This is a genomic window from Gordonia sp. (in: high G+C Gram-positive bacteria) (genome assembly GCF_047602025.1).
Lineage (GTDB): Bacteria > Actinomycetota > Actinomycetes > Mycobacteriales > Mycobacteriaceae > Gordonia.
This window is the reverse complement of the sequence record NZ_JASGII010000001.1, coordinates 1,959,613-1,978,952: the sequence shown is the minus strand read 5'-3', so window position 1 is coordinate 1,978,952 and position 19,340 is coordinate 1,959,613. Positions and strand designations below refer to the sequence as shown.

At 69.2% G+C, this 19,340-nt stretch carries 17 protein-coding genes and 2 tRNA genes; 13 read left to right on the top strand and 6 right to left on the bottom strand.

What is annotated here, in order from left to right; all coding sequences use genetic code 11:
* The first annotated feature begins 71 nt into the window (after positions 1-71).
* Positions 72-1,274 (top strand): FAD-dependent oxidoreductase, encoded by a 1,203-nt coding sequence (locus QM728_RS09860; RefSeq protein WP_415031841.1) that lies wholly within the window; start codon positions 72-74, stop codon positions 1,272-1,274.
* Between the two features lie 8 nt (positions 1,275-1,282).
* On the opposite strand, the gene ilvD is transcribed toward QM728_RS09860, so the two are convergent.
* Both ilvD and QM728_RS09850 read right to left on the bottom strand, forming a co-directional pair.
* Positions 1,283-3,127 (bottom strand): dihydroxy-acid dehydratase, encoded by a 1,845-nt coding sequence (gene ilvD / locus QM728_RS09855; RefSeq protein ID WP_415031840.1) that lies wholly within the window; start codon positions 3,125-3,127, stop codon positions 1,283-1,285.
* Positions 3,128-3,213: 86 nt separating this feature from the next.
* Positions 3,214-3,651, bottom strand: coding sequence for a PH domain-containing protein (locus QM728_RS09850; RefSeq protein WP_415031839.1), 438 nt, complete (start codon positions 3,649-3,651; stop codon positions 3,214-3,216).
* A 265-nt stretch (positions 3,652-3,916) separates the two neighbouring features.
* Between QM728_RS09850 and QM728_RS09845 the strand changes: the two genes are divergently transcribed.
* The 3 genes from QM728_RS09845 to ilvC all read left to right on the top strand — a co-directional run bounded on the left by QM728_RS09845 (position 3,917) and on the right by ilvC (position 7,452).
* On the top strand, positions 3,917-5,863 hold the full coding sequence (locus QM728_RS09845) for an acetolactate synthase large subunit (protein ID WP_415031838.1): 1,947 nt from the start codon (positions 3,917-3,919) through the stop codon (positions 5,861-5,863).
* Positions 5,860-6,363, top strand: coding sequence for an acetolactate synthase small subunit (gene ilvN / locus QM728_RS09840; protein WP_415031837.1), 504 nt, complete (start codon positions 5,860-5,862; stop codon positions 6,361-6,363). The genes QM728_RS09845 and ilvN overlap by 4 nt, the downstream gene beginning before the upstream one ends.
* 75 nt (positions 6,364-6,438) lie before the next feature.
* Positions 6,439-7,452, top strand: coding sequence for a ketol-acid reductoisomerase (gene ilvC / locus QM728_RS09835; RefSeq protein WP_415031836.1), 1,014 nt, complete (start codon positions 6,439-6,441; stop codon positions 7,450-7,452).
* 69 nt (positions 7,453-7,521) lie between these two features.
* Here the strand turns inward: ilvC and QM728_RS09830 are convergent, their stop codons facing one another.
* The gene (locus tag QM728_RS09830) at positions 7,522-8,175 is read right to left on the bottom strand and encodes a serine protease (protein ID WP_415031835.1); all 654 of its coding nucleotides are present in this window, start codon (positions 8,173-8,175) and stop codon (positions 7,522-7,524) included.
* 318 nt (positions 8,176-8,493) lie between these two features.
* On the opposite strand from QM728_RS09830, the gene serA reads away from it, so the two are divergent.
* Complete coding sequence (serA, locus tag QM728_RS09825) at positions 8,494-10,089, top strand: phosphoglycerate dehydrogenase (protein ID WP_415031834.1); 1,596 nt, start codon at positions 8,494-8,496, stop codon at positions 10,087-10,089.
* Positions 10,086-11,096 (top strand): 3-isopropylmalate dehydrogenase, encoded by a 1,011-nt coding sequence (locus QM728_RS09820; protein WP_415031833.1) that lies wholly within the window; start codon positions 10,086-10,088, stop codon positions 11,094-11,096. Before serA ends, QM728_RS09820 begins: the two co-directional genes overlap by 4 nt.
* A gap of 15 nt (positions 11,097-11,111) precedes the next feature.
* Here QM728_RS09820 and QM728_RS09815 read toward each other — a convergent pair whose 3' ends face one another.
* Entirely contained in the window at positions 11,112-12,299 is a 1,188-nt protein-coding gene (locus QM728_RS09815) for an MFS transporter (RefSeq protein ID WP_415031832.1), read from the bottom strand.
* Between the two features lie 106 nt (positions 12,300-12,405).
* Between QM728_RS09815 and QM728_RS09810 the strand changes: the two genes are divergently transcribed.
* From QM728_RS09810 to QM728_RS09790, 5 genes are all read left to right on the top strand, one after another.
* On the top strand, positions 12,406-13,191 hold the full coding sequence (locus QM728_RS09810) for a fumarylacetoacetate hydrolase family protein (protein ID WP_415031831.1): 786 nt from the start codon (positions 12,406-12,408) through the stop codon (positions 13,189-13,191).
* Positions 13,188-14,045: an alpha/beta fold hydrolase gene (locus QM728_RS09805; RefSeq protein WP_415031830.1), complete on the top strand. Its 858-nt coding sequence runs from the start codon at positions 13,188-13,190 to the stop codon at positions 14,043-14,045. The genes QM728_RS09810 and QM728_RS09805 overlap by 4 nt, the downstream gene beginning before the upstream one ends.
* 35 nt (positions 14,046-14,080) lie before the next feature.
* A complete protein-coding gene (gltX, locus tag QM728_RS09800) occupies positions 14,081-15,556 on the top strand; it encodes a glutamate--tRNA ligase (protein ID WP_415031829.1) in 1,476 nt (491 codons plus the stop codon).
* A 98-nt stretch (positions 15,557-15,654) separates the two neighbouring features.
* Positions 15,655-15,726, top strand: a tRNA-Gln gene (locus tag QM728_RS09795).
* 63 nt (positions 15,727-15,789) lie between these two features.
* Positions 15,790-15,862: transfer RNA gene (locus QM728_RS09790), tRNA-Glu, on the top strand.
* Between the two features lie 59 nt (positions 15,863-15,921).
* Here QM728_RS09790 and QM728_RS09785 read toward each other — a convergent pair.
* Both QM728_RS09785 and QM728_RS09780 read right to left on the bottom strand, forming a co-directional pair.
* A complete protein-coding gene (locus QM728_RS09785) occupies positions 15,922-16,425 on the bottom strand; it encodes a pyridoxamine 5'-phosphate oxidase family protein (protein ID WP_415031828.1) in 504 nt (167 codons plus the stop codon).
* 19 nt (positions 16,426-16,444) lie between these two features.
* A complete protein-coding gene (locus QM728_RS09780) occupies positions 16,445-17,179 on the bottom strand; it encodes an IclR family transcriptional regulator (protein WP_415031827.1) in 735 nt (244 codons plus the stop codon).
* Between the two features lie 78 nt (positions 17,180-17,257).
* On the opposite strand from QM728_RS09780, the gene leuC reads away from it, so the two are divergent.
* Complete coding sequence (gene leuC / locus QM728_RS09775) at positions 17,258-18,691, top strand: 3-isopropylmalate dehydratase large subunit (RefSeq protein WP_415031826.1); 1,434 nt, start codon at positions 17,258-17,260, stop codon at positions 18,689-18,691.
* A gap of 8 nt (positions 18,692-18,699) precedes the next feature.
* Entirely contained in the window at positions 18,700-19,287 is a 588-nt protein-coding gene (gene leuD / locus QM728_RS09770) for a 3-isopropylmalate dehydratase small subunit (protein WP_415031825.1), read from the top strand.
* Positions 19,288-19,340: the final 53 nt, after the last annotated feature.

Below are 19,340 nucleotides of genomic sequence, written 5' to 3'. Positions count from 1 at the left end.
GCAGCCGACTTGACAGGGACGCGCGCCAACGAGAATAGTTCGTTCGGACAAACAAACTAATTGGAGTTGGCATGAAGGTTCTCGTCATCGGTGCCGGTATCGCGGGTTGCGCGGCCGCGGTCGCGCTGCGCAAAGCTGGACACGACCCCGTCGTCTTCGAAAGCCACGATCAAACAGCAGATGGAGTCGGGGCATGGCTAACCCTGGCCGCCAACGGCATCGACGCGCTGGCTGCCATCGACATCGATGAACCTGCGCTTGGCGGGGGCTTTCCGACACCACGCTTCGAATTGTTCGCCCACGACGGGCGGTCGCTCGCGACGTTTCTCACCGGCCCGACCGACACCTATCGGACGACTACAACCATCCGGCGCGCCGATCTGTACCGGATTCTGCGCGATGCCGTCGCGGCGCGCGGCATCACGATTCACTACGGCCGAGCGCTGACAGGTGTCGAAACCACGTCGTCGGGCGGTGTCCGGGCTGCCTTCGAGGACGGCTCCATCGCCGACGGCGACCTCCTTGTCGGCGCGGATGGCCTTCACTCCGCGGTGCGCCGGATCATCGACCCGCAGTGCCCACCGCCGCGGTACACCGGTCTGCTGAACACCGGCGGGTTTGCCTCCGGTGCCGGCCTACGTCTCGACGGCACCATGGAACAGGGCACGATGGAGTTCCGGTTCGGCCGTCGCTGCTTTCTCGGCCAGACTCTCGCGCCCAATGGCGATGTGTGGTGGTTTGCCAACCCGTTCAGCGACCGGGAACTCGGTGCCGACGAGTTGCGCGCACTCGATGGGCCGCGCTGGCGGGAGGATCTCGCGGACCTGTTTACCGGGGACGACATTCCCGCTCGTGCCCTGATTGACGCCACCGACCACGTGTACGCCGGGTGGAACACATACGACCTGCCTCGCGTGCCGATATGGCACCGCGACCGAGTCGTCATCATTGGCGACGCGGCGCACGCAATCTCTCCCACTTCGGGGCAGGGCGCCTCGCTGGCCATTGAAGACGCCGTCCAGCTGGCCCGGGCGCTCCGGGACCTGCCCTACGAGAAGGCGCTTCCGGCGTACGAGGCGATGCGCCGCAACCGCGTCGAACGCGCCGTTGCCGAAGGCGCGCGCACAGGCAGCAGCAAGTCCGCGGGGCCGTTCGGCCGCTTCGTGCGGAACCGTGTGGTGATGCCGATCATTGCGCGTAAGGCCCGTCGCCAAGACCCGACGGCCGATTGGCTCACCGGATCTCGGATCGACTGGGATCAACCGGTGTCTTGACGCCGGTCTCAGTCGACGATGCGGACCGCGCCCTTGTCGGCCGACGACGCCATCTTCGCGTAGGCGCGCAGCGCCTTGGAGACCGTGCGCTGCCGGTCCTTGGGCTGCCACGGGTGCTCGGACGCCTCCATCTTGGCGCGTCGCTCAGCGAGGGTCTCGTCGTCGACCAGCACCTTCAGGGTGCGGTTGTGGACGTCGATGAGGATCTCGTCGCCATCTTCGACCAGGCCGATGTCGCCGCCGGCCGCGGCCTCCGGTGAGGCGTGGCCGATGACCAGTCCGGACGAGCCGCCGGAGAAGCGCCCGTCGGTGACCAGGCCGCAGAACTTGCCCATCCCGGTGCCCTTCATGAAGGCGGTCGGGTGCAGCATCTCCTGCATGCCGGGGCCGCCGGCCGGACCCTCGTAGCGGATCACGAGGACCTCGCCCTTCTGCAGCTCCTTGGACAGGATCGCGTGGACCGCGTCCTCCTGGCTCTCGACGACGCGCGCCGGTCCCTGGAAGTGCCACAGCGACTCGTCGACGCCGGCGGTTTTGAGGATCGCGCCGTTCTCGGCGATGTTGCCGTGCAGCACGCACAGGCCGCCCTCGACGGTGTAGGCGTGTTCCTTGTCGCGGATGCAGCCGTTCGCCGCGTCGGTGTCGAGGGAGTCCCACCGGTTGGTGGTCGAGAACGGCTCGGTGGTGCGGACGCCGCCGGGTGCGGCGTGGAAGAGCTCGATCGCCTCGGTGGTCGCCGTGCCGCTGCGGATGTCCCAGTCGGCGAGGTACTCGTCGAGCGAGGGGGAGTGGACCGGGTGGACGTTCTTGTTCAGCAGTCCGGCGCGGTTCAGCTCGCCGAGGATCGCGGGGATGCCGCCGGCCCGGTGGACGTGCTCCATGTAGTAGTCGGGCGAGTTGGGGGCGACCTTGGCCAGGCACGGCACGTTCCGCGAGATGCGGTCGATGTCGTGCAGGTCGAAGTCGACCTCACCCTCCTGCGCCGCGGCGAGGATGTGCAGGACCGTGTTGGTCGAGCCGCCCATCGCGACGTCGAGGGCCATCGCGTTCTCGAAGGCCTCCCGGGTCGCGACGTTGCGCGGCAGGACCGACTCGTCGTCGTCGGCGTAGTAGCGCTTGGCGATCTCGACGACGAGCTTGCCCGCCTTCAGGAACAGCTGGCGGCGGGCCTCCTGGGTGGCCAGCGTCGAGCCGTTGCCGGGCAGTGAGAGGCCCAGGGCCTCGGTCAGACAGTTCATCGAGTTGGCGGTGAACATGCCCGAGCACGAACCGCACGTCGGGCATGCCGACCGCTCGACCTCGAGCAGTTCTTTGTCGTCGACGTTGTCGTCGGCCGAGGCGGAGATGGCGTCGATCAGGTCGGTGCCGGGGTGCACGACGCCGTTGATGACGACCGAGGTGCCGGCCTCCATCGGCCCGCCGGAGACGAACACGGTGGGGATGTTCAGGCGCATGGCCGCGTTGAGCATGCCCGGGGTGATCTTGTCGCAGTTGGAGATGCAGACCAGGGCGTCGGCGGTGTGCGCGTTGACCATGTACTCGACCGAGTCGGCGATGATCTCGCGCGAGGGCAGCGAGTACAGCATGCCGCCGTGGCCCATCGCGATGCCGTCGTCGACGGCGATGGTGTTGAACTCGCGCGGCACGCCGCCGGCGGCCGTGACCGCCTCGGCGACGATGTCGCCGACGTTCTTCAGGTGCACGTGGCCGGGCACGAACTGGGTGAAGGAGTTCGCGATCGCGACGATCGGCTTGCCGAAGTCGTCGTCGGTCATGCCGGTGGCGCGCCACAGGGAGCGCGCACCGGCCGCCTCTCGTCCGACGGTGGTGGTGCGAGACCGCAGGGCTGGCATGGTGTCCTCGCTGGTTGCAGTGGTGGACCGGGGTAAGTCCGTTACCAGTCCAGTTTACGCGCCGCGGCGAGCGCTTTTAGCACTGCTCAGTCGTCGGTGCGCGCTTCGCGCTCGGCGGCGAACGGATCGGGCAGGCGCCCGCCGCTGCGCTCGGCGATCGCGGGCACATCCTGGAAGCCGACGGCCGGCAGTGGGATGCGGTCCCCGCGCGAGGTCACCGCCCGGGTCGCCGACCACTTCGGGAACTGCAGGCCGGCGAGATCGTCCCAGGCGACGCGGTCGGTGCGGATGGTGCGCACCGCGGTCAGCCCTTCGTCGTCGACGACGGTCCGCAACCGGTGGATCCACAGGCCGACGAGGATCGGGGCGGGCAGCATCCACCAGAAGTAGGCGAAGGCGTTGCCCGCGAAGATCATCACGATCACGATCACCGCGATGATCGACAGATAGGCCACGCCCGACAGTCGGATCACCAACGGCGCGTCGTCGGTGTCGGGGGATGCGGGGGAGTCGGTGTCGGCCACGGCCCCATTGTGGCACTTGCGGCCGCACCGGCGGCGAATCGGTGCCAGTGGTCTGCGCCACCGAGTTTGACTCGGCGCGCCGCGCGGTCCTAGTGTTGTCGACGTGATGAACAACGGGATTCTCGTAGTACTCGGTCGGCGCGTCGCCTGACCGGTCACTTCGTAGACCCTCGTCAACACCGACGCGCCCCTCGCACAGCACTGCTGTCGAGGGTTTTTTAATGCCTCAGACCCACCCCGAGCCAGTAAAGAAGGAACCACGCTCGTGAGCGCTCCGAAAGCAGACGCACCCGGCACCGACGCCGCGCAGACGTTCGAGACCCTGCGCACCAAGTCGCCGGCCGGCGGCACGCTGCGCACCTCCCATTCGCGAACGGTGGCCCCCGAGCGGGTCAGCGGCGCCCAGTCGGTCGTCCGCGCCCTCGAGGAACTCAACGTCGACGTCGTCTTCGGCATCCCCGGCGGCGCGATCCTGCCCGCGTACGACCCGCTGCTGGACTCGCAGAAGGTCCGCCACGTCCTGGTCCGCCACGAGCAGGGCGCGGGTCACGCCGCCACCGGCTACGCGCAGATCGCCGGCAAGGCCGGCGTCATGATGGCGACGTCGGGCCCGGGCGCCACCAACCTGGTCACCCCGCTGGCCGACGCGCAGATGGACTCGGTTCCGGTCGTCGCGATCACCGGCCAGGTCGGTCGCGGCCTGATCGGCACCGACGCCTTCCAAGAGGCCGACATCTCCGGCATCACCATGCCGATCACCAAGCACAACTTCCTGGTCAGCAATGCCGCGGACATCCCGCGCGTCATGGCCGAGGCCTTCTACCTCGCCGAGAGCGGCCGCCCCGGCGCGGTCCTCGTCGACATCCCGAAGGACATCCTGCAGGCGCAGACCACGTTCTCGTGGCCGCCGCAGATGGACCTGCCCGGGTACCGCCCGGTCACCAAGCCGCACGGCAAGCAGGTCCGCGAGGCGGCGCGCATGATCCTGGCGGCCAAGTCTCCGGTCCTCTACGTCGGCGGCGGCGTCATCAAGGCCAACGCGGCACCGCAGCTCAAGGAGCTGGCCGAGCTGACCGGCATCCCCGTCGTCACGACCCTGATGGCGCGCGGCGCGTTCCCCGACAGCCACGAGCTGCACATCGGCATGCCCGGCATGCACGGCAAGGTCTCGGCGGTTGCCGGCCTGCAGCGCAGCGACCTGCTGATCACCCTGGGCGCCCGGTTCGACGACCGCGTCACCGGCCAGCTGGACTCCTTCGCCCCCGAGGCCAAGGTCATCCACGCCGACATCGATCCCGCCGAGATCGGCAAGAACCGCCACGCCGACGTCCCGATCGTCGGCGACTGCCAGGCGGTGATCATCGAGCTGATCGAGGCGCTGCGCGCCGAGCTGGCCAGCGGCGGCGAACTGCCCGACATGCGCGCGTGGTGGCGCTACCTGGACGGGCTGCGCGAGACCTTCCCGCTCAGCTACGACAAGCAGTCCGACGGTTCGCTGTCGCCGGAGTACGTCATCGAGGCGCTGGGCAAGGCCGCCGGGCCCGACGCCGCATACGTCGCCGGCGTCGGCCAGCACCAGATGTGGGCCGCGCAGTTCATCACCTACGACAACCCGCGCACGTGGTTGAACTCGGGCGGCCTGGGCACGATGGGCTACTCGATCCCCGCCGCGATGGGCGCCAAGATGGCCGACCCCGAGCTCGAGGTCTGGGCCATCGACGGCGACGGCTGCTTCCAGATGACCAATCAGGAACTGGCCACCTGTGCGATCGAGGGCGTGCCCATCAAGGTCGCGCTGATCAACAACGGCAACCTGGGCATGGTCCGCCAGTGGCAGACCCTGTTCTACGAGGAGCGCTATTCCAACACGGACCTGGCGACCCACTCGCGCCGCATCCCCGACTTCGTCAAGCTGGCCGAGGCGCTCGGTTGCGTCGCGTTCCGCGTCGAGAAGGAAGAGGATGTCGCGCCGACGATCGCCAAGGCGCGCGAGATCAACGACCGCCCGGTCCTGATCGACTTCATCGTCGGCGCCGACGCCCAGGTGTGGCCGATGGTCGCCGCGGGCACCGGCAACGACGAGATCATGGCCGCCCGCGACATCCGGCCGCTCTTCGACGACGACGAGGCCGCATCCGAGCCCGCCGTCATCCACGAGGCGATGGCCCAGGAAGAGGCCGCCGGCGAGCGCGAGATGGAGGAGACCAAGTGACCACGACGCACACGCTGTCCGTCCTCGTCGAGGACCGCCCGGGTGTTCTCGCCCGCGTCTCGGCGCTGTTCTCCCGCCGCGGGTACAACATCGCCTCGTTGGCGGTGGGCCCGACCGAGATCAAGGGCATGTCCCGGATGACGATCATGGTCGAGGTGGAGGACTTCCCCCTCGAGCAGGTCACCAAGCAGCTCAACAAGCTGATCAACGTGATCAAGATCGTCGAGCAGGACCCCGACCACTCGGTCAGCCGCGAACTCGTGATGATCAAGGTCCGCGCCGACGCCGCCCAGCGCGGCGAGGTGCTCGAGATCGTCAACCTGTTCCGTGCGCACATCATCGACGTGGCGCAGGAATCGCTCACCGTCGAGGCCACCGGCACCGGGGAGAAGCTCGAGGCGCTGCTGCGCATGCTCGACCCGTACGGCATCCGCGAGATTGCGCAATCGGGCGCCGTCACGCTGGGTCGCGGACCGCGGAGCATGTCCACCAACAGGTAGTGCTTCGGCACCTGAGACAATCGAACACAACCAACCGGTCGGCGCCGCCGACCAGCACATTGAAGGGAACCAACTGTGGCAGTCGAGAAGTTCTACGACGACGATGCCGATCTGTCGATCATCCAGGGCAAGAAGGTTGCCGTGATCGGCTACGGCAGCCAGGGCCACGCGCACTCGCTGTCGCTGCGCGACTCCGGCGTGGACGTCGTGATCGGCCTGCGCGAGGACTCGAAGTCGCGCGCGAAGGCGGAGGAGCAGGGCCTGAAGGTCATGACCCCGGCCAAGGCCGCCGAGTGGGCCGACCTCATCATGCTGTTGGCCCCGGACACCAGCCAGGCGAAGATCTTCACCGAGGACATCGAGCCGAACCTGAACGCCGGTGACGCCCTGTTCTTCGGCCACGGCCTGAACATCCACTTCGGTCTGATCAAGCCGCCGGCCAACGTCACCGTCGGCATGGTCGCCCCGAAGGGCCCGGGCCACCTGGTCCGCCGCCAGTTCGTCGACGGCAAGGGCGTTCCGGCGCTCATCGCGGTCCACCAGGACCCGACCGGCGACGGCCAGGCGCTCGCGCTGAGCTACGCCAAGGCCATCGGCGGCACCCGCGCCGGCGTGCTGAAGACGGACTTCAAGGAAGAGACCGAGACCGACCTCTTCGGCGAGCAGGCCGTGCTGTGCGGCGGCACCGAGGAACTGGTCAAGACCGGTTTCGAGGTGCTGGTCGAGGCCGGCTACGAGCCGGAGATGGCCTACTTCGAGTGCCTGCACGAGCTGAAGCTGATCGTCGACCTCATGTACGAGGGCGGCATCGCGCGCATGAATTACTCGGTGTCCGACACCGCGGAGTTCGGCGGCTACCTCTCGGGTCCGCGCGTCATCGACGCCGACACCAAGAAGCGCATGAAGGAGATCCTGTCCGACATCCAGGACGGCACCTTCGTCAAGCAGCTCGTCGCGAACGTCGAGGGCGGCAACAAGCAGCTCGAGGCACTGCGCAAGGAGAACGCCGAGCACCCGATCGAGGTCACCGGCCAGAAGCTGCGCGATCTGATGAGCTGGGTCGACCGGCCGATCACCGAGACCGCCTAGGTCATAGCCGCAAGCAAAAGGAACCCCCGGTGCCGTACGGCACCGGGGGTTCCTTTTATCTGTCGTGCCTTAGATGACGCGGAACCCGCCGTAGGAGGTCGAGCGCACACGGTTGAGGATCGGGCCGATGTTGGTGCCGGTCTCCGGTCCCACGCAGGCGAAGAAGTAGTAGGCGTTCACCATGCCGACGAGACGGTTGCCGACGGTGACCGGGGCACCCGAGTCACCCTCGATGACGCACATCTGGGAGAAGTGGGTCTTGCGGTCCGAGGCCCACACGATGCCGCAGGTGTGACCGGTGGTGCGGCCCTGCTTGCACATGACGGTCGGGAAGCTCAGCGGACGGGTGTTGACCCCGGTGATGGTGGTGCCGCGAACCGTGCGGACCGGGCGCACCGAGCCGTTGAGCTCGATGATGGCCATGTCCAGGTCCGTCGCCGAGTAGGTGATGGTGCCGATCTGGCCGCGGTTCTGGTACTTCTCCGAGAAGACGCGCTGGCCCGGGGTGCCGCAGTGGCCGGCGGTGAGCGCGATCAGCCGCCCGTTGGCCGCCCGGCCGACGGAGTTGATCGTGCACGCAGCAGCAGAGTTCCCGCCCTTGAGCACCAGGATCGGCGTACCGCCGCCGACCGGGAGGGGAGCGGCGTTCGCGGTGGCCGCGCCGGCTCCGCCCAGGGTGAGCGCGGCGAGCACCGCGAGGGGGGCGGTCAGCTTCCGGGACATGTAAAACTCCACTTCGTTGGTTCCGTGACGGGCATCCGGCCGCGGACAGATGCTTGCCGATCCGGGCGCGAACACACATACAGTACCCAGGATTACTGATAAGTAGCTGGATCCGTGCGCGATCCGGTGAGAATCCGCCGCGTTCGCCGCGATTTCGGCCTATTCAGATGAGCGCGCGGGTGTGCGCGTCCTCACATCCTATCGGTGCGGGGCCGGGCGCCTGCAACCCGCACTTCGGCGGCCACTAAACTCGGGGCCAGTACCGGCGCGACCTGCCGGTTTCCCACCCGAACACCCGCGAATCACCAGGAGACACCCGTGACCGCAACTGGCCGTCCAGTCGTCCTCATCGCCGACAAGCTCGCGCCGTCCACCGTCGAAGCCCTCGGGGACGACGTCGAGGTGCGGTGGGTCGACGGCCCGGACCGCCCGAAGTTGCTCGAAGCGGTTGCCGATGCCGACGCCCTCCTGGTGCGCTCGGCCACCACCGTCGACGCCGACGTGCTCGCCGCTGCCCCCAAGCTGAAGATCGTCGCCCGCGCCGGCGTCGGCCTCGACAACGTCGACGTTCCGGCCGCCACCGAGCGCGGCGTCATGGTGGTCAACGCGCCGACGTCGAACATCCACTCGGCCGCCGAACACGCGATCGCCCTGCTGATGTCGACCGCGCGCCAGGTCCCCGTCGCCGACGCCACCCTCAAGGACCACACCTGGAAGCGCTCGTCGTTCTCCGGCGTCGAGCTGTTCGACAAGACCGTCGGCGTCGTCGGACTGGGCCGCATCGGCCAGCTGGTCGCGGCCCGCCTGGGCGCCTTCGAGACCAAGATCATCGCGTACGACCCCTACGTGTCGGCGGCGAAGGCCGCGCAGCTCGGCATCGAGCTCGTCACCCTCGACGAACTCCTCGAGCGCGCCGACTTCATCACCATCCACCTCCCGAAGACGCCGGAGACCGCCGGCCTCATCGGCAAGGAGCAGCTGGCCAAGGTCCGTGACGGCGTCATCATCGTCAACGCCGCCCGCGGCGGCCTGATCGATGAGCAGGCGCTTGCCGACGCCATCACGGCCGGCAAGGTCCGCGGTGCCGGCCTCGACGTGTTCGACAGCGAGCCGTGCACCGACTCGCCGCTGTTCGACCTGGACCAGGTCGTCGTCACGCCGCACCTGGGCGCGTCGACCGCCGAGGCGCAGGACCGCGCCGGCACCGACGTCGCCAAGAGTGTGCGTCTCGCGCTGGCCGGCCACTTCGTGCCCGATGCGGTCAACATCACCGGCGGCGCCGTCGACGAAGAGGTCGCGCCCTGGCTGGAGCTGGCGCGCAAGCTCGGCGTCATGGTCGGGGCGATCAGCGCCGACGTGCCGGCCTCGGTGACCGTCGACGTGCGCGGCGAGATCGCCGCCAACAACGTCGACGTGCTCGGCCTGTCCGCCCTGCGCGGCATCTTCTCGGCCACCACAGACGAGCCGGTCACCTTCGTCAACGCCCCCAGCGTCGCGGAGGCGCGCGGCGTGGCCAGCGAGGTCACCCGGGCCACCGAAAGCCCCAACCACCGCAGCGTCGTCGACGTGAAGGCAGTCTTCGCCGACGGGTCGTCGCACAACGTCGCCGGCACGCTGTCGGGACCGCGCCAGGTGGAGAAGATCGTCAACATCAACGGCCGCAACTTCGATCTGCGGGCCGAGGGTCAGAACCTGCTGCTGAGCTACGGCGACAAGCCGGGCTCGCTGGGCAAGATCGCCACCGCGCTCGGCGCCGAGGGGATCGACATCCAGGCGGCCGGCCTGTCGCAGGATGCCGAGGGCCACGGCGCGACCGTGCTGCTGCGCGTCGACAAGCCGCTCGACGACAAGCTGATCGCCAAGATCGGCAAGGCCGTCGACGCCAGCCTGGTCAAGCAGGTGGACCTGTCGTGAAGCTCGCCGTCATCCCCGGGGACGGGATCGGTCCCGAGGTCGTCGCGCAGGCGCTGCGCGTGTTGGAGAAGCTCGACCCCGAGCTGACGACCACCGAATACGACTTCGGCGCGCGTCGCTACCACGCGACCGGCGAGCTGCTCACCGACGAGGACCTGGCGTCGCTGCGCGAGCACGACGCGATCCTGCTCGGTGCGATCGGTGACCCGAGCGTGCCGTCGGGCGTGCTCGAGCGGGGCTTCCTGCTCAAGCTGCGCTTCGCGATGGACCACCACGTCAACCTGCGCCCGTCCCTGCTGATGAAGGGCGTGTCGTCGCCGCTGGCCGGCGACCCGAAGATCGACTTCCTCGTCGTCCGCGAGGGCACCGAGGGGCCGTACACCGGCAACGGCGGCGCCATCCGCGTCGGCACGCCGCACGAGGTGGCCACCGAGGTCAGCGTCAACACGCGCTACGGCATCGAGCGCGTCGTCCGCGACGCCTTCGCTCGCGCGCAGCAGCGTCGCAAGAAGCTGACGCTGGTGCACAAGAACAACGTGCTCACCTTCGCCGGTTCGATGTGGCAGCGCACCGTCGACGAGGTGGCGACCGAGTTCCCCGACGTCGCCACCGACTACTGCCACGTCGACGCCGCGATGATCTACCTGGTCACCGACCCCGAGCGCTTCGACGTCATCGTCACCGACAACCTGTTCGGCGACATCGTCACCGACCTCGCCGCCGCCGTCTCCGGCGGAATCGGCCTGGCCGCGTCGGGCAATATCGACGCGGGCGGCACCAACCCGTCCATGTTCGAGCCGGTGCACGGCAGCGCGCCCGACATCGCCGGGCAGAGCAAGGCCGATCCGACCGCCGCGATCCTGTCGGCCGCACTGTTGCTGCGCCACCTCGGCCGCGACGAGGACGCCACTCGCATCGAGAAGGCGGTCGCCGCCGACGTCGCCGACCGCGGTGACGGCCCGATCAACACCGTCGAGGTCGGCGACCGGATCCTCGCCCGCGTCTGAGAACTCCCGCCGGGACTACCTCGGATCGCGGGGCACCAGGCCCAGTGCGAGCAGCGGCGGGATCGCGCACAGGGCGTAGGCCCAGGCGTAGCCGTGCCGCTCGATCGCCCCGGCGACCACGGGCACGGCGGCAGCGCTGATCAGGTACTGGCTGGTGTTCTGGATCGCCAGACCGCGACCGCTCCACCGCGGGCCGGAGTACTCGGCGATGGCGGTGTACGCCAGGCCGTTGTCGGCGACCACGACGATGGACGCGCCGACCATGCACAGCACCGCGACCGGGCTGCCGATCGCGTCGGTCGCCGCCAGAACGGCCATCAGCAGCGCCGCGGCGGCGGCGATGATGCGGATGGGGCGCATCCGGGAACCCCACGCGTCGGACCAGCGGCCCGCGACGATCCGGCCGAGCGCCGAGAGGACCTGGGTGATGGTCACGACGACCCCCGCGTGGAACGGTTCCCAGTGGCGGGCGATCATCAGCCAGGCCGGCACGAAGGTCCACAGCGCCATCTGGGGGATGACCAGCGCCATGCTGACCAGGTGCACGCGCACCAGGAAGCGGCTGCGCCGGTATGGGTTCTCATCGTCGGGAGCGCCCGTGGCGGCGGGCGGGCGCGGCGGGTCGACGATCCAGATCGCCGTCGCGGCCAGCGCGACCACGGCGACGACGGCGAACACCGCGAACCCGGCCACCGCGCCGTACCGCTGCGCGAGCACCGGCACCGTGAGACCGCTGACGCCGACGCCCAGCGGCTGGGCCATCTGCCGGACGCCCATGGCGGTGCCGCGCTGCTGGGCCGGGAACCAGCCGACGACGATCCGCCCGCCGGCCCCGTTGGTCGCCGCGGCCACCCCGCCGCCGACGAGCAGCCCGAGCCAGACGACCCACGCCGGTGCGGCCGCCGCGACGGCCGCCGTCGTGGCGATGGTGGCCACCACGGTCAGGGACAGCGACAACAGCAGAATCTGGCGCTCGCCGACGCGGTCCAACGCCCAACCCCACAGCACCGTGGTCGCGACCATGCCGACCATGGGCGCGGCGGCCAAGAACGATGCGGCCTGCAGGCTCATGCCGTCGCTGATCAGGCGCGGGATGACGAAGGCGACGCCGCTCACGAGGCAGGCGGTCGCCATGGCGGCCAGGAGCGAGCAGGCCAGGATCAGCCAGCGCTGTGCGGTCGAGCGCTCCGGTGCCGTCTCCACCCCGATTTCCCCTGTCCCAATCAATGAGATGAACTGTTTCATATTCTAGAACGCGCGCCGGTGGCCGGAGAATCGCCCTCCCGCCCGTTGGGATAGGCTGGCGACCATGCGTTTAGGACGAGTCGCCACCCGCGACGGGGTGGCTTTCGCGGCCATCGAGGGAGACGCCGGCAACGAGACCGCGCGTGAGATCGCCGAGCACCCCTTCGGCACCCCGACCTTCACCGGGCGGAGCTGGCCGCTCGCCGACGTCCGGATCCTCGCGCCGATCCTGGCCACGAAGGTGATCTGCATCGGCAAGAATTACGCGGCGCACGCCGCCGAGATGGGTGGTGAAGCTCCCGCGGACCCGGTGATCTTCCTCAAGCCGAACACCTCGATCATCGGCCCCGAGGTCCCGATCGCGCGCCCGCCGTCGTCGGACCGCGTCGACTACGAGGGTGAGCTGGCCGTCGTCATCGGGCGCCCGTGCAAGGACGTCAAGGCGGCGCAGGCGCGCGACGCCATCCTGGGTTACACGATCGCCAACGACGTCACCGCGCGCGACCAGCAGAAGGTCGACGGTCAGTGGACCCGAGCCAAGGGGTACGACACCTTCTGTCCGCTCGGCCCGTGGATCGACACCGACTTCGACCCCGCCGACGTCGAGATCCGCACCGAGGTGACCGCCGCCGACGGGAAGACCGCGGTCAAGCAGCAGTCGCGCACGTCGCTGATGCTGCACGGCGTCGGCGAGATCGTCGAATGGATCTCGCGCGTGATGACGCTGCTGCCCGGCGACGTGATCTTGACCGGCACCCCCGAGGGCGTCGGCCCGCTGGTCGCCGGTGACCGCGTGTCGGTGACCGTCGAGGGGCTGGGCACGCTCACCAACCCCGTCGTCGACAAATGACCTCGCACATCCGCCGTACCGCACCGGCACCGACCACCGCCGAGGTCAACGGCATCACCCTGTCCTATGAGGACTCGGGCACCGCCGGCGAGCCCGTCGTCATGATCATGGGCACCGGCAGCCCGGGTCGGGTGTGGAAGGCCAATCAGACCCCGGCGCTGATCCGGGCCGGCTACCGCGTCATCACTTTCGACAACCGCGGAATCGCTCCGTCGTCGGAGTGCGCCGAGGGCTTCACCGTCGACGACATGGTCGCCGACACCGCCGGCCTCATCGAGCACCTCGGCCTCGGCAGGGCACACGTCATCGGCACGTCGCTCGGCGCGCGCGTGACGCAGGAACTCGCGCTCGCGCGGCCCGACGTGGTGCGCTCGGCCACCATGCTGGCCACCTACGGCCGGTCGACGCCGCTCGTCACCGCCTTCGGGGCGGGGGAGCGGGCGCTGCACGACCAGGGCATCACCCTGCCGCCCGAGTACGCCGCCGCGGTCACCGCGCACCTGAACCTCTCGCCGCACACCCTGGCCGACGACCGCTCGGCGCGCGACTGGCTCGACATCATCAAGTTCTCGCCGCAGACCACCACTCCGGGCGTCCGCGCCCAGATGGGCGTGCACGAGCGGGAGATCAACCGTCTCGACGCCTACCGCGCCATCGCCGTGCCGACCCTCGTCGTCGGGTTCGCCGACGACCGCACGCTGCCGGAGTTCCTCGCCCGCGAGGTCGCCGACGCCATTCCCGGCGCCGAGTACGCGGTCGTGGAGAAGGCGGGGCATTTCGGGTACCTCGAGCGGCCGGACGAGGTCAACGAACTCCTGGTCGCCTTCCTCGCCAAGAACCGCGCGACTGCCTGATCGCCGCGCCGCGGGCGTTCGCTACGGTTGACGCCATGACCAGCAACGTCCGCGTCCGATTCTGTCCGTCGCCCACCGGCACCCCGCACGTCGGGCTCGTGCGCACCGCGCTGTTCAACTACGCCCACGCCCGCCACAACGACGGCGATTTCGTCTTCCGCATCGAGGACACCGACGCCGCCCGCGACAGTGAGGACAGCTACGCGGCGATCCTGGACTCGCTGCGCTGGCTGGGGCTCGACTGGGACGAGGGCCCGGAGAAGGGCGGCCCCTACGGCCCCTACCGGCAGTCCGAGCGCCGCGAGATCCACCGCGACGTCGTCGCCAAGCTCCTCGAGTCCGGGGAGGCCTACGAGGCGTTCTCGACCCCCGACGAAGTCGAGGCGCGGCACAAGGCGGCCGGGCGCGACCCGAAGCTCGGCTACGACAATTTCGACCGCGACCTCACCGACGAGCAGAAGGCCGCCTACCGCGCCGAGGGACGCAATCCGGTGGTGCGCCTGCGGATGCCCGACGAGGACATCACCTGGACCGACCTGGTGCGCGGCGAGACCACCATCAAGGCCGGCACCGTGCCCGACTTCGCCCTCACCCGCGCCAGCGGAGACCCGCTCTACACCCTCGTCAACCCGGTCGACGACGCAATGATGAAGATCACCCACGTCCTGCGCGGCGAGGATCTGCTGTCGTCGACGCCGCGCCAGATCGCGCTTTACCGCGCGCTCGAACGGATCGGCGTCGCCGACGGGGTGCCGGAGTTCGGCCACCTGCCGTTCGTCATGGGCGAGGGCAACCGCAAGCTCTCCAAGCGTGATCCGCAGTCGAGCCTGCTGCACCACCGCGACCGCGGCTTCCTGCCGGAGGGCCTGCTCAACTACCTGGCGCTGCTGGGCTGGGGATACAGCGGCGACACCGACGTCTTCACCCTCGAGCAGATGATCGAGGCCTTCGACGTCAAGGACGTGAACTCCAATCCGGCGCGCTTCGACGAGAAGAAGGCCGAGGCCATCAACGCCGAGCACATCCGCATGCTGGCCCCGGCGGACTTCGCCCGGCGGTTGGGCGACTACCTGGTGTCCCAGGGCCACCTCGATGCGTCGCCCGCCGGGCAGTCGGACTTCGACGGGCTCGCCGAGCTGGTCCAGACCCGCATCCAGGTGCTCGGCGACGCGTGGGATCTGATCAAGTTCTACTACGTCGACGACGCCGACTTCGTGATCGACGAGAAGTCGGCCGCCAAGAACCTCGGCCCCGATTCCGGACCGGTGCTCGATGCCGCCATCACGGCCCTCGACGGGTTGGCGACCTGGGACACCCCGTCCATCGAGGACGCGCTCAAGACCGCGCTGGTCGACGGTCTCGAACTCAAACCGCGCAAGGCCTTCGGCCCGGTCCGCGTCGCGGTCACCGGCGCCGCGGTCAGCCCGCCGCTGTACGAGTCGATGGAGCTGCTCGGCCGGGACAAGTCGCTCGCGCGGCTGCGCGAGGCACGCGCCAAGTACGCGGAATAGGACCACTGGCCAGCGCGTTTATGCTATCGGCCGACGTCCTGCTAACCTACTTGTCGGTCCTTTCGCCGGGCGGTGACGCGCGGGGAGAGGGAACCCATTGGGGTATGGTGTAATTGGCAACACAGCGGTTTCTGGTACCGCCATTCTAGGTTCGAGTCCTGGTACCCCAGCGGACTTCACGGTCTGAAACGATCAGCCTGATGATCGACTCGAACCGTCGAAGATCTGTTCAGGCCCCCTTCGTCTAGCGGCCTAGGACGCCGCCCTCTCAAGGCGGTAACGCGGGTTCAAATCCCGTAGGGGGTACAACGCGAGGAGCGCCGCCACCGATTCGGTGGGGGCGCTCCTTTGCTTTGGTCGAGTGGTCAGTCGTCGGAGACGGGCGCGGTGGTTCCACCCAGCGGCATCGCCGGCAACCCCAGTTTGCGGTGGTCCCAGCTGCGGGTGCGGTCGGCCTTGATCCGGATGGCGACGCGCTTGTTCATCATCTGGTCGACGAACGGTCGCATCTCCTCGGTGTACGGCCCGTTGTAGCGCTCCCAGACGCTGATCCCGCAGGCGAGGATGTTCGCCTCGTCGTCGAAGATCTCCGCGGTGCCCTCGATGGCGACGCCGCGCAGCTGGTCGTAGGTGAGGCCGTCCTCGATCATCAGCGAGCAGCGCGGGTTGCGCCCCAGGTTGACGGCCTTCTGCGACTTGAGCTTGGTCTCGATCCACAGGTCGCCGTCGATGACGCCGTACCACATGGCGACCAGGTGGATGGTGCCGTCGGGGCCGTGCGTGGCGAGCGTGGCGGTGCGCTGCTCGTTGATGAACCGGCTGATCTCCTCGTCGGACATGAGGATCTGATTGCGTTGGTTGACGCCCATGGTCCGACCCTAGCGGAGATCAATCGGCGGTATGGCCGAGGCGGTCCTGCAGGGCGGCGGCCGCGGCGAGGAGATCGGCGGCCCACCGGGCGCCGGGGCGTCGGCCGATGCGCTCGACCGGACCGGAGACGGAGATCGCGGCGATCACCTCGCCGTCGGTGTCGCGGACCGGCGCCGACACGCTGGCGACGCCGGTGGCGCGCTCGGCCACGCTCTGGGCCCAGCCCTTTTTGCGGACGTCGGCGAGGGTGCGCTCGGCGAAGACGCTGTCGTCGAGCAGGGCCGCGCGCACGGCGTCGGGTGCCCATGCCAGCAGCACCTTGGCCGCCGAGCCGGCGGTCATCGGCAGCCGACTGCCGACCGGGACGGTGTCGCGCAGCCCGCTCGGCGGTTCCAGAGCCGCGACACAGAGTCGCTCGGCGCCGTCGCGCCGGTAGACCTGCACCGACTCGCCGGTGATCTCGCGGAGCTTCGGGAGGATGGTCAGCGCGGCATCGGGGATGCGGTCGACGTGCGACCCGGACAGCTCGCGCAGGGCGGGGCCGGGAATCCAGCGGCCCGTGGTGTCGCGCGTGATGAGCCGGTGGGCCTCGAGGCCGACGGCCAATCGGTGTGCGGTGGCGCGGGGGAGCGCGGTCGCCTCGCACAGCTCGGCGAGATTGCACGGGCGCGCCGCGACCGCGGTCAACACCGTCACCGACTTGTCCAGGACGCCGATTCCGCTGACCGCTTCCGATGCGGTACCATTTCCCATAGATCGATACTATCTGTCCAGATAGTGAGATTCCAACAATTGCAGCCCGATTGTTGTCGCGAACACCAGCGAGGAGCCATGAGCAACAGCCCGGCCAAGCCCCGCACCCTTGCCGAGAAGGTGTGGGACGACCACGTCGTCGTGCCCGGCACCGCCGACGAGTCGGGGCAGCGGAATCCCGACCTCATCTACATCGACCTGCACCTGGTGCACGAGGTGACCTCGCCGCAGGCCTTCGACGGCCTGCGCCTGGCGGGCCGCCCGGTGCGGCGCACCGACCTCACCATCGCCACCGAGGACCACAACGTCCCCACGGTCGACATCGACAAGCCGATCGCCGATCCCGTGTCGCGCACCCAGGTCGAGACGCTGCGCCGCAACTGCGCGGAGTTCGGCGTCCGGCTCTACCCGATGGGCGACGCCGAGCAGGGCATCGTGCACGTCGTCGGACCGCAGCTGGGACTGACCCAGCCCGGCATGACGGTCGTCTGCGGCGACAGCCACACCTCCACGCACGGCGCGTTCGGCGCGCTGGCCATGGGCATCGGCACCTCCGAGGTCGAGCACGTGCTGGCCACCCAGACGCTGTCGCTGCGGCCGTTCAAGACCATGGCCATCACCGTCGACGGCGAGCTGCCCCCGGGCGTCACCAGCAAGGACCTGATCCTGGCGGTCATCGCCAAGATCGGCACCGGCGGCGGACAGGGCTACGTGCTCGAATACCGCGGGCCGGCGATCGAGAAGCTGTCGATGGAGGCGCGCATGACCATGTGCAACATGTCCATCGAGGCCGGTGCCCGCGCGGGCATGATCGCACCGGACCAGATCACCTACGACTTCCTCAAGGGCCGCCCGCACGCGCCGACCGGAGCGGAGTGGGACGCCGCCGTCGAGTACTGGGACAGCCTGCGGACCGACGAGGGCGCCGAGTTCGACGCCGAGGTCCACATCGACGCCGCGGAGCTGACGCCGTTCGTCACCTGGGGCACCAACCCCGGTCAGGGAGCGCCGCTCGGCTCCGCCGTGCCCGACCCCGAGGACTTCGGGAACGACAACGACAAGCAGGCCGCGGCGCGCGCACTGGAGTACATGGGCCTGACGGCGGGCACGCCGCTGCGCGAGGTGCCGGTCGACGCCGTGTTCGTCGGCTCCTGCACCAACGGCCGGATCGAGGACCTGCGGGCCGTCGCCGAGGTGCTGCGGGGCCGCAGTGTGGCCGACGGGGTGCGGATGCTCATCGTGCCCGGCTCGATGAAGGTGCGCGCCCAGGCCGAGCAGGAGGGCCTCGGCGAGATCTTCACCGCCGCCGGTGCCGACTGGCGCCAGGCGGGCTGCTCGATGTGCCTGGGCATGAATCCCGACCAACTGGCCCCCGGCGAGCGCTGCGCATCGACGTCCAACCGCAACTTCGAGGGCCGTCAGGGCAAGGGTGGGCGCACCCACCTGGTGTCCCCGGCCGTCGCCGCCGCGACCGCGGTGCGCGGCACCCTGAGCTCACCGGCCGACCTGTAGGAGACACGATGGAACCGCTCATCAGCCACACCGGCATCGGTGTCCCGCTGCGCCGCAGCAACGTCGACACCGACCAGATCATCCCGGCCGTCTACCTCAAGCGGGTCACCCGCACCGGTTTCGAGGACGGACTGTTCTCGTCGTGGCGCACCGACCCGGACTTCATCCTGAACACCGAGCCGTACAGTCGCGGCTCGGTGCTCGTCGCCGGCCCCGACTTCGGCACCGGGTCGTCGCGCGAGCACGCGGTGTGGGCGCTCATGGACTACGGCTTCCGCGTCGTCCTGAGTTCGCGATTCGCCGACATCTTCCGCGGCAACTCCGGCAAGGCCGGTCTGCTGGCCGCGCAGGTCGACCAGGGCGACATCGAGCTGCTGTGGAAGCGGTTGGAGAACGAGCCCGGCCTCGAGCTGACCGTCGACCTGGAGGCAAAGACCGTCACCGCCGGGGACCTGGTCGTGCCCTTCCAGATCGACGACTACACGCGCTGGCGCCTGCTCGAAGGCCTCGACGACATCGGGCTGACCCTGCGCGAGGTCGAGGCGATCGACGCCTTCGAGCGCGCCCGCCCGGCCTTCAAGCCGACGACGCTGTAGCCCGACGCGCGGGCGGATCCCGCGCGATGGACGTTTCCCACGCCGCCGTTTAC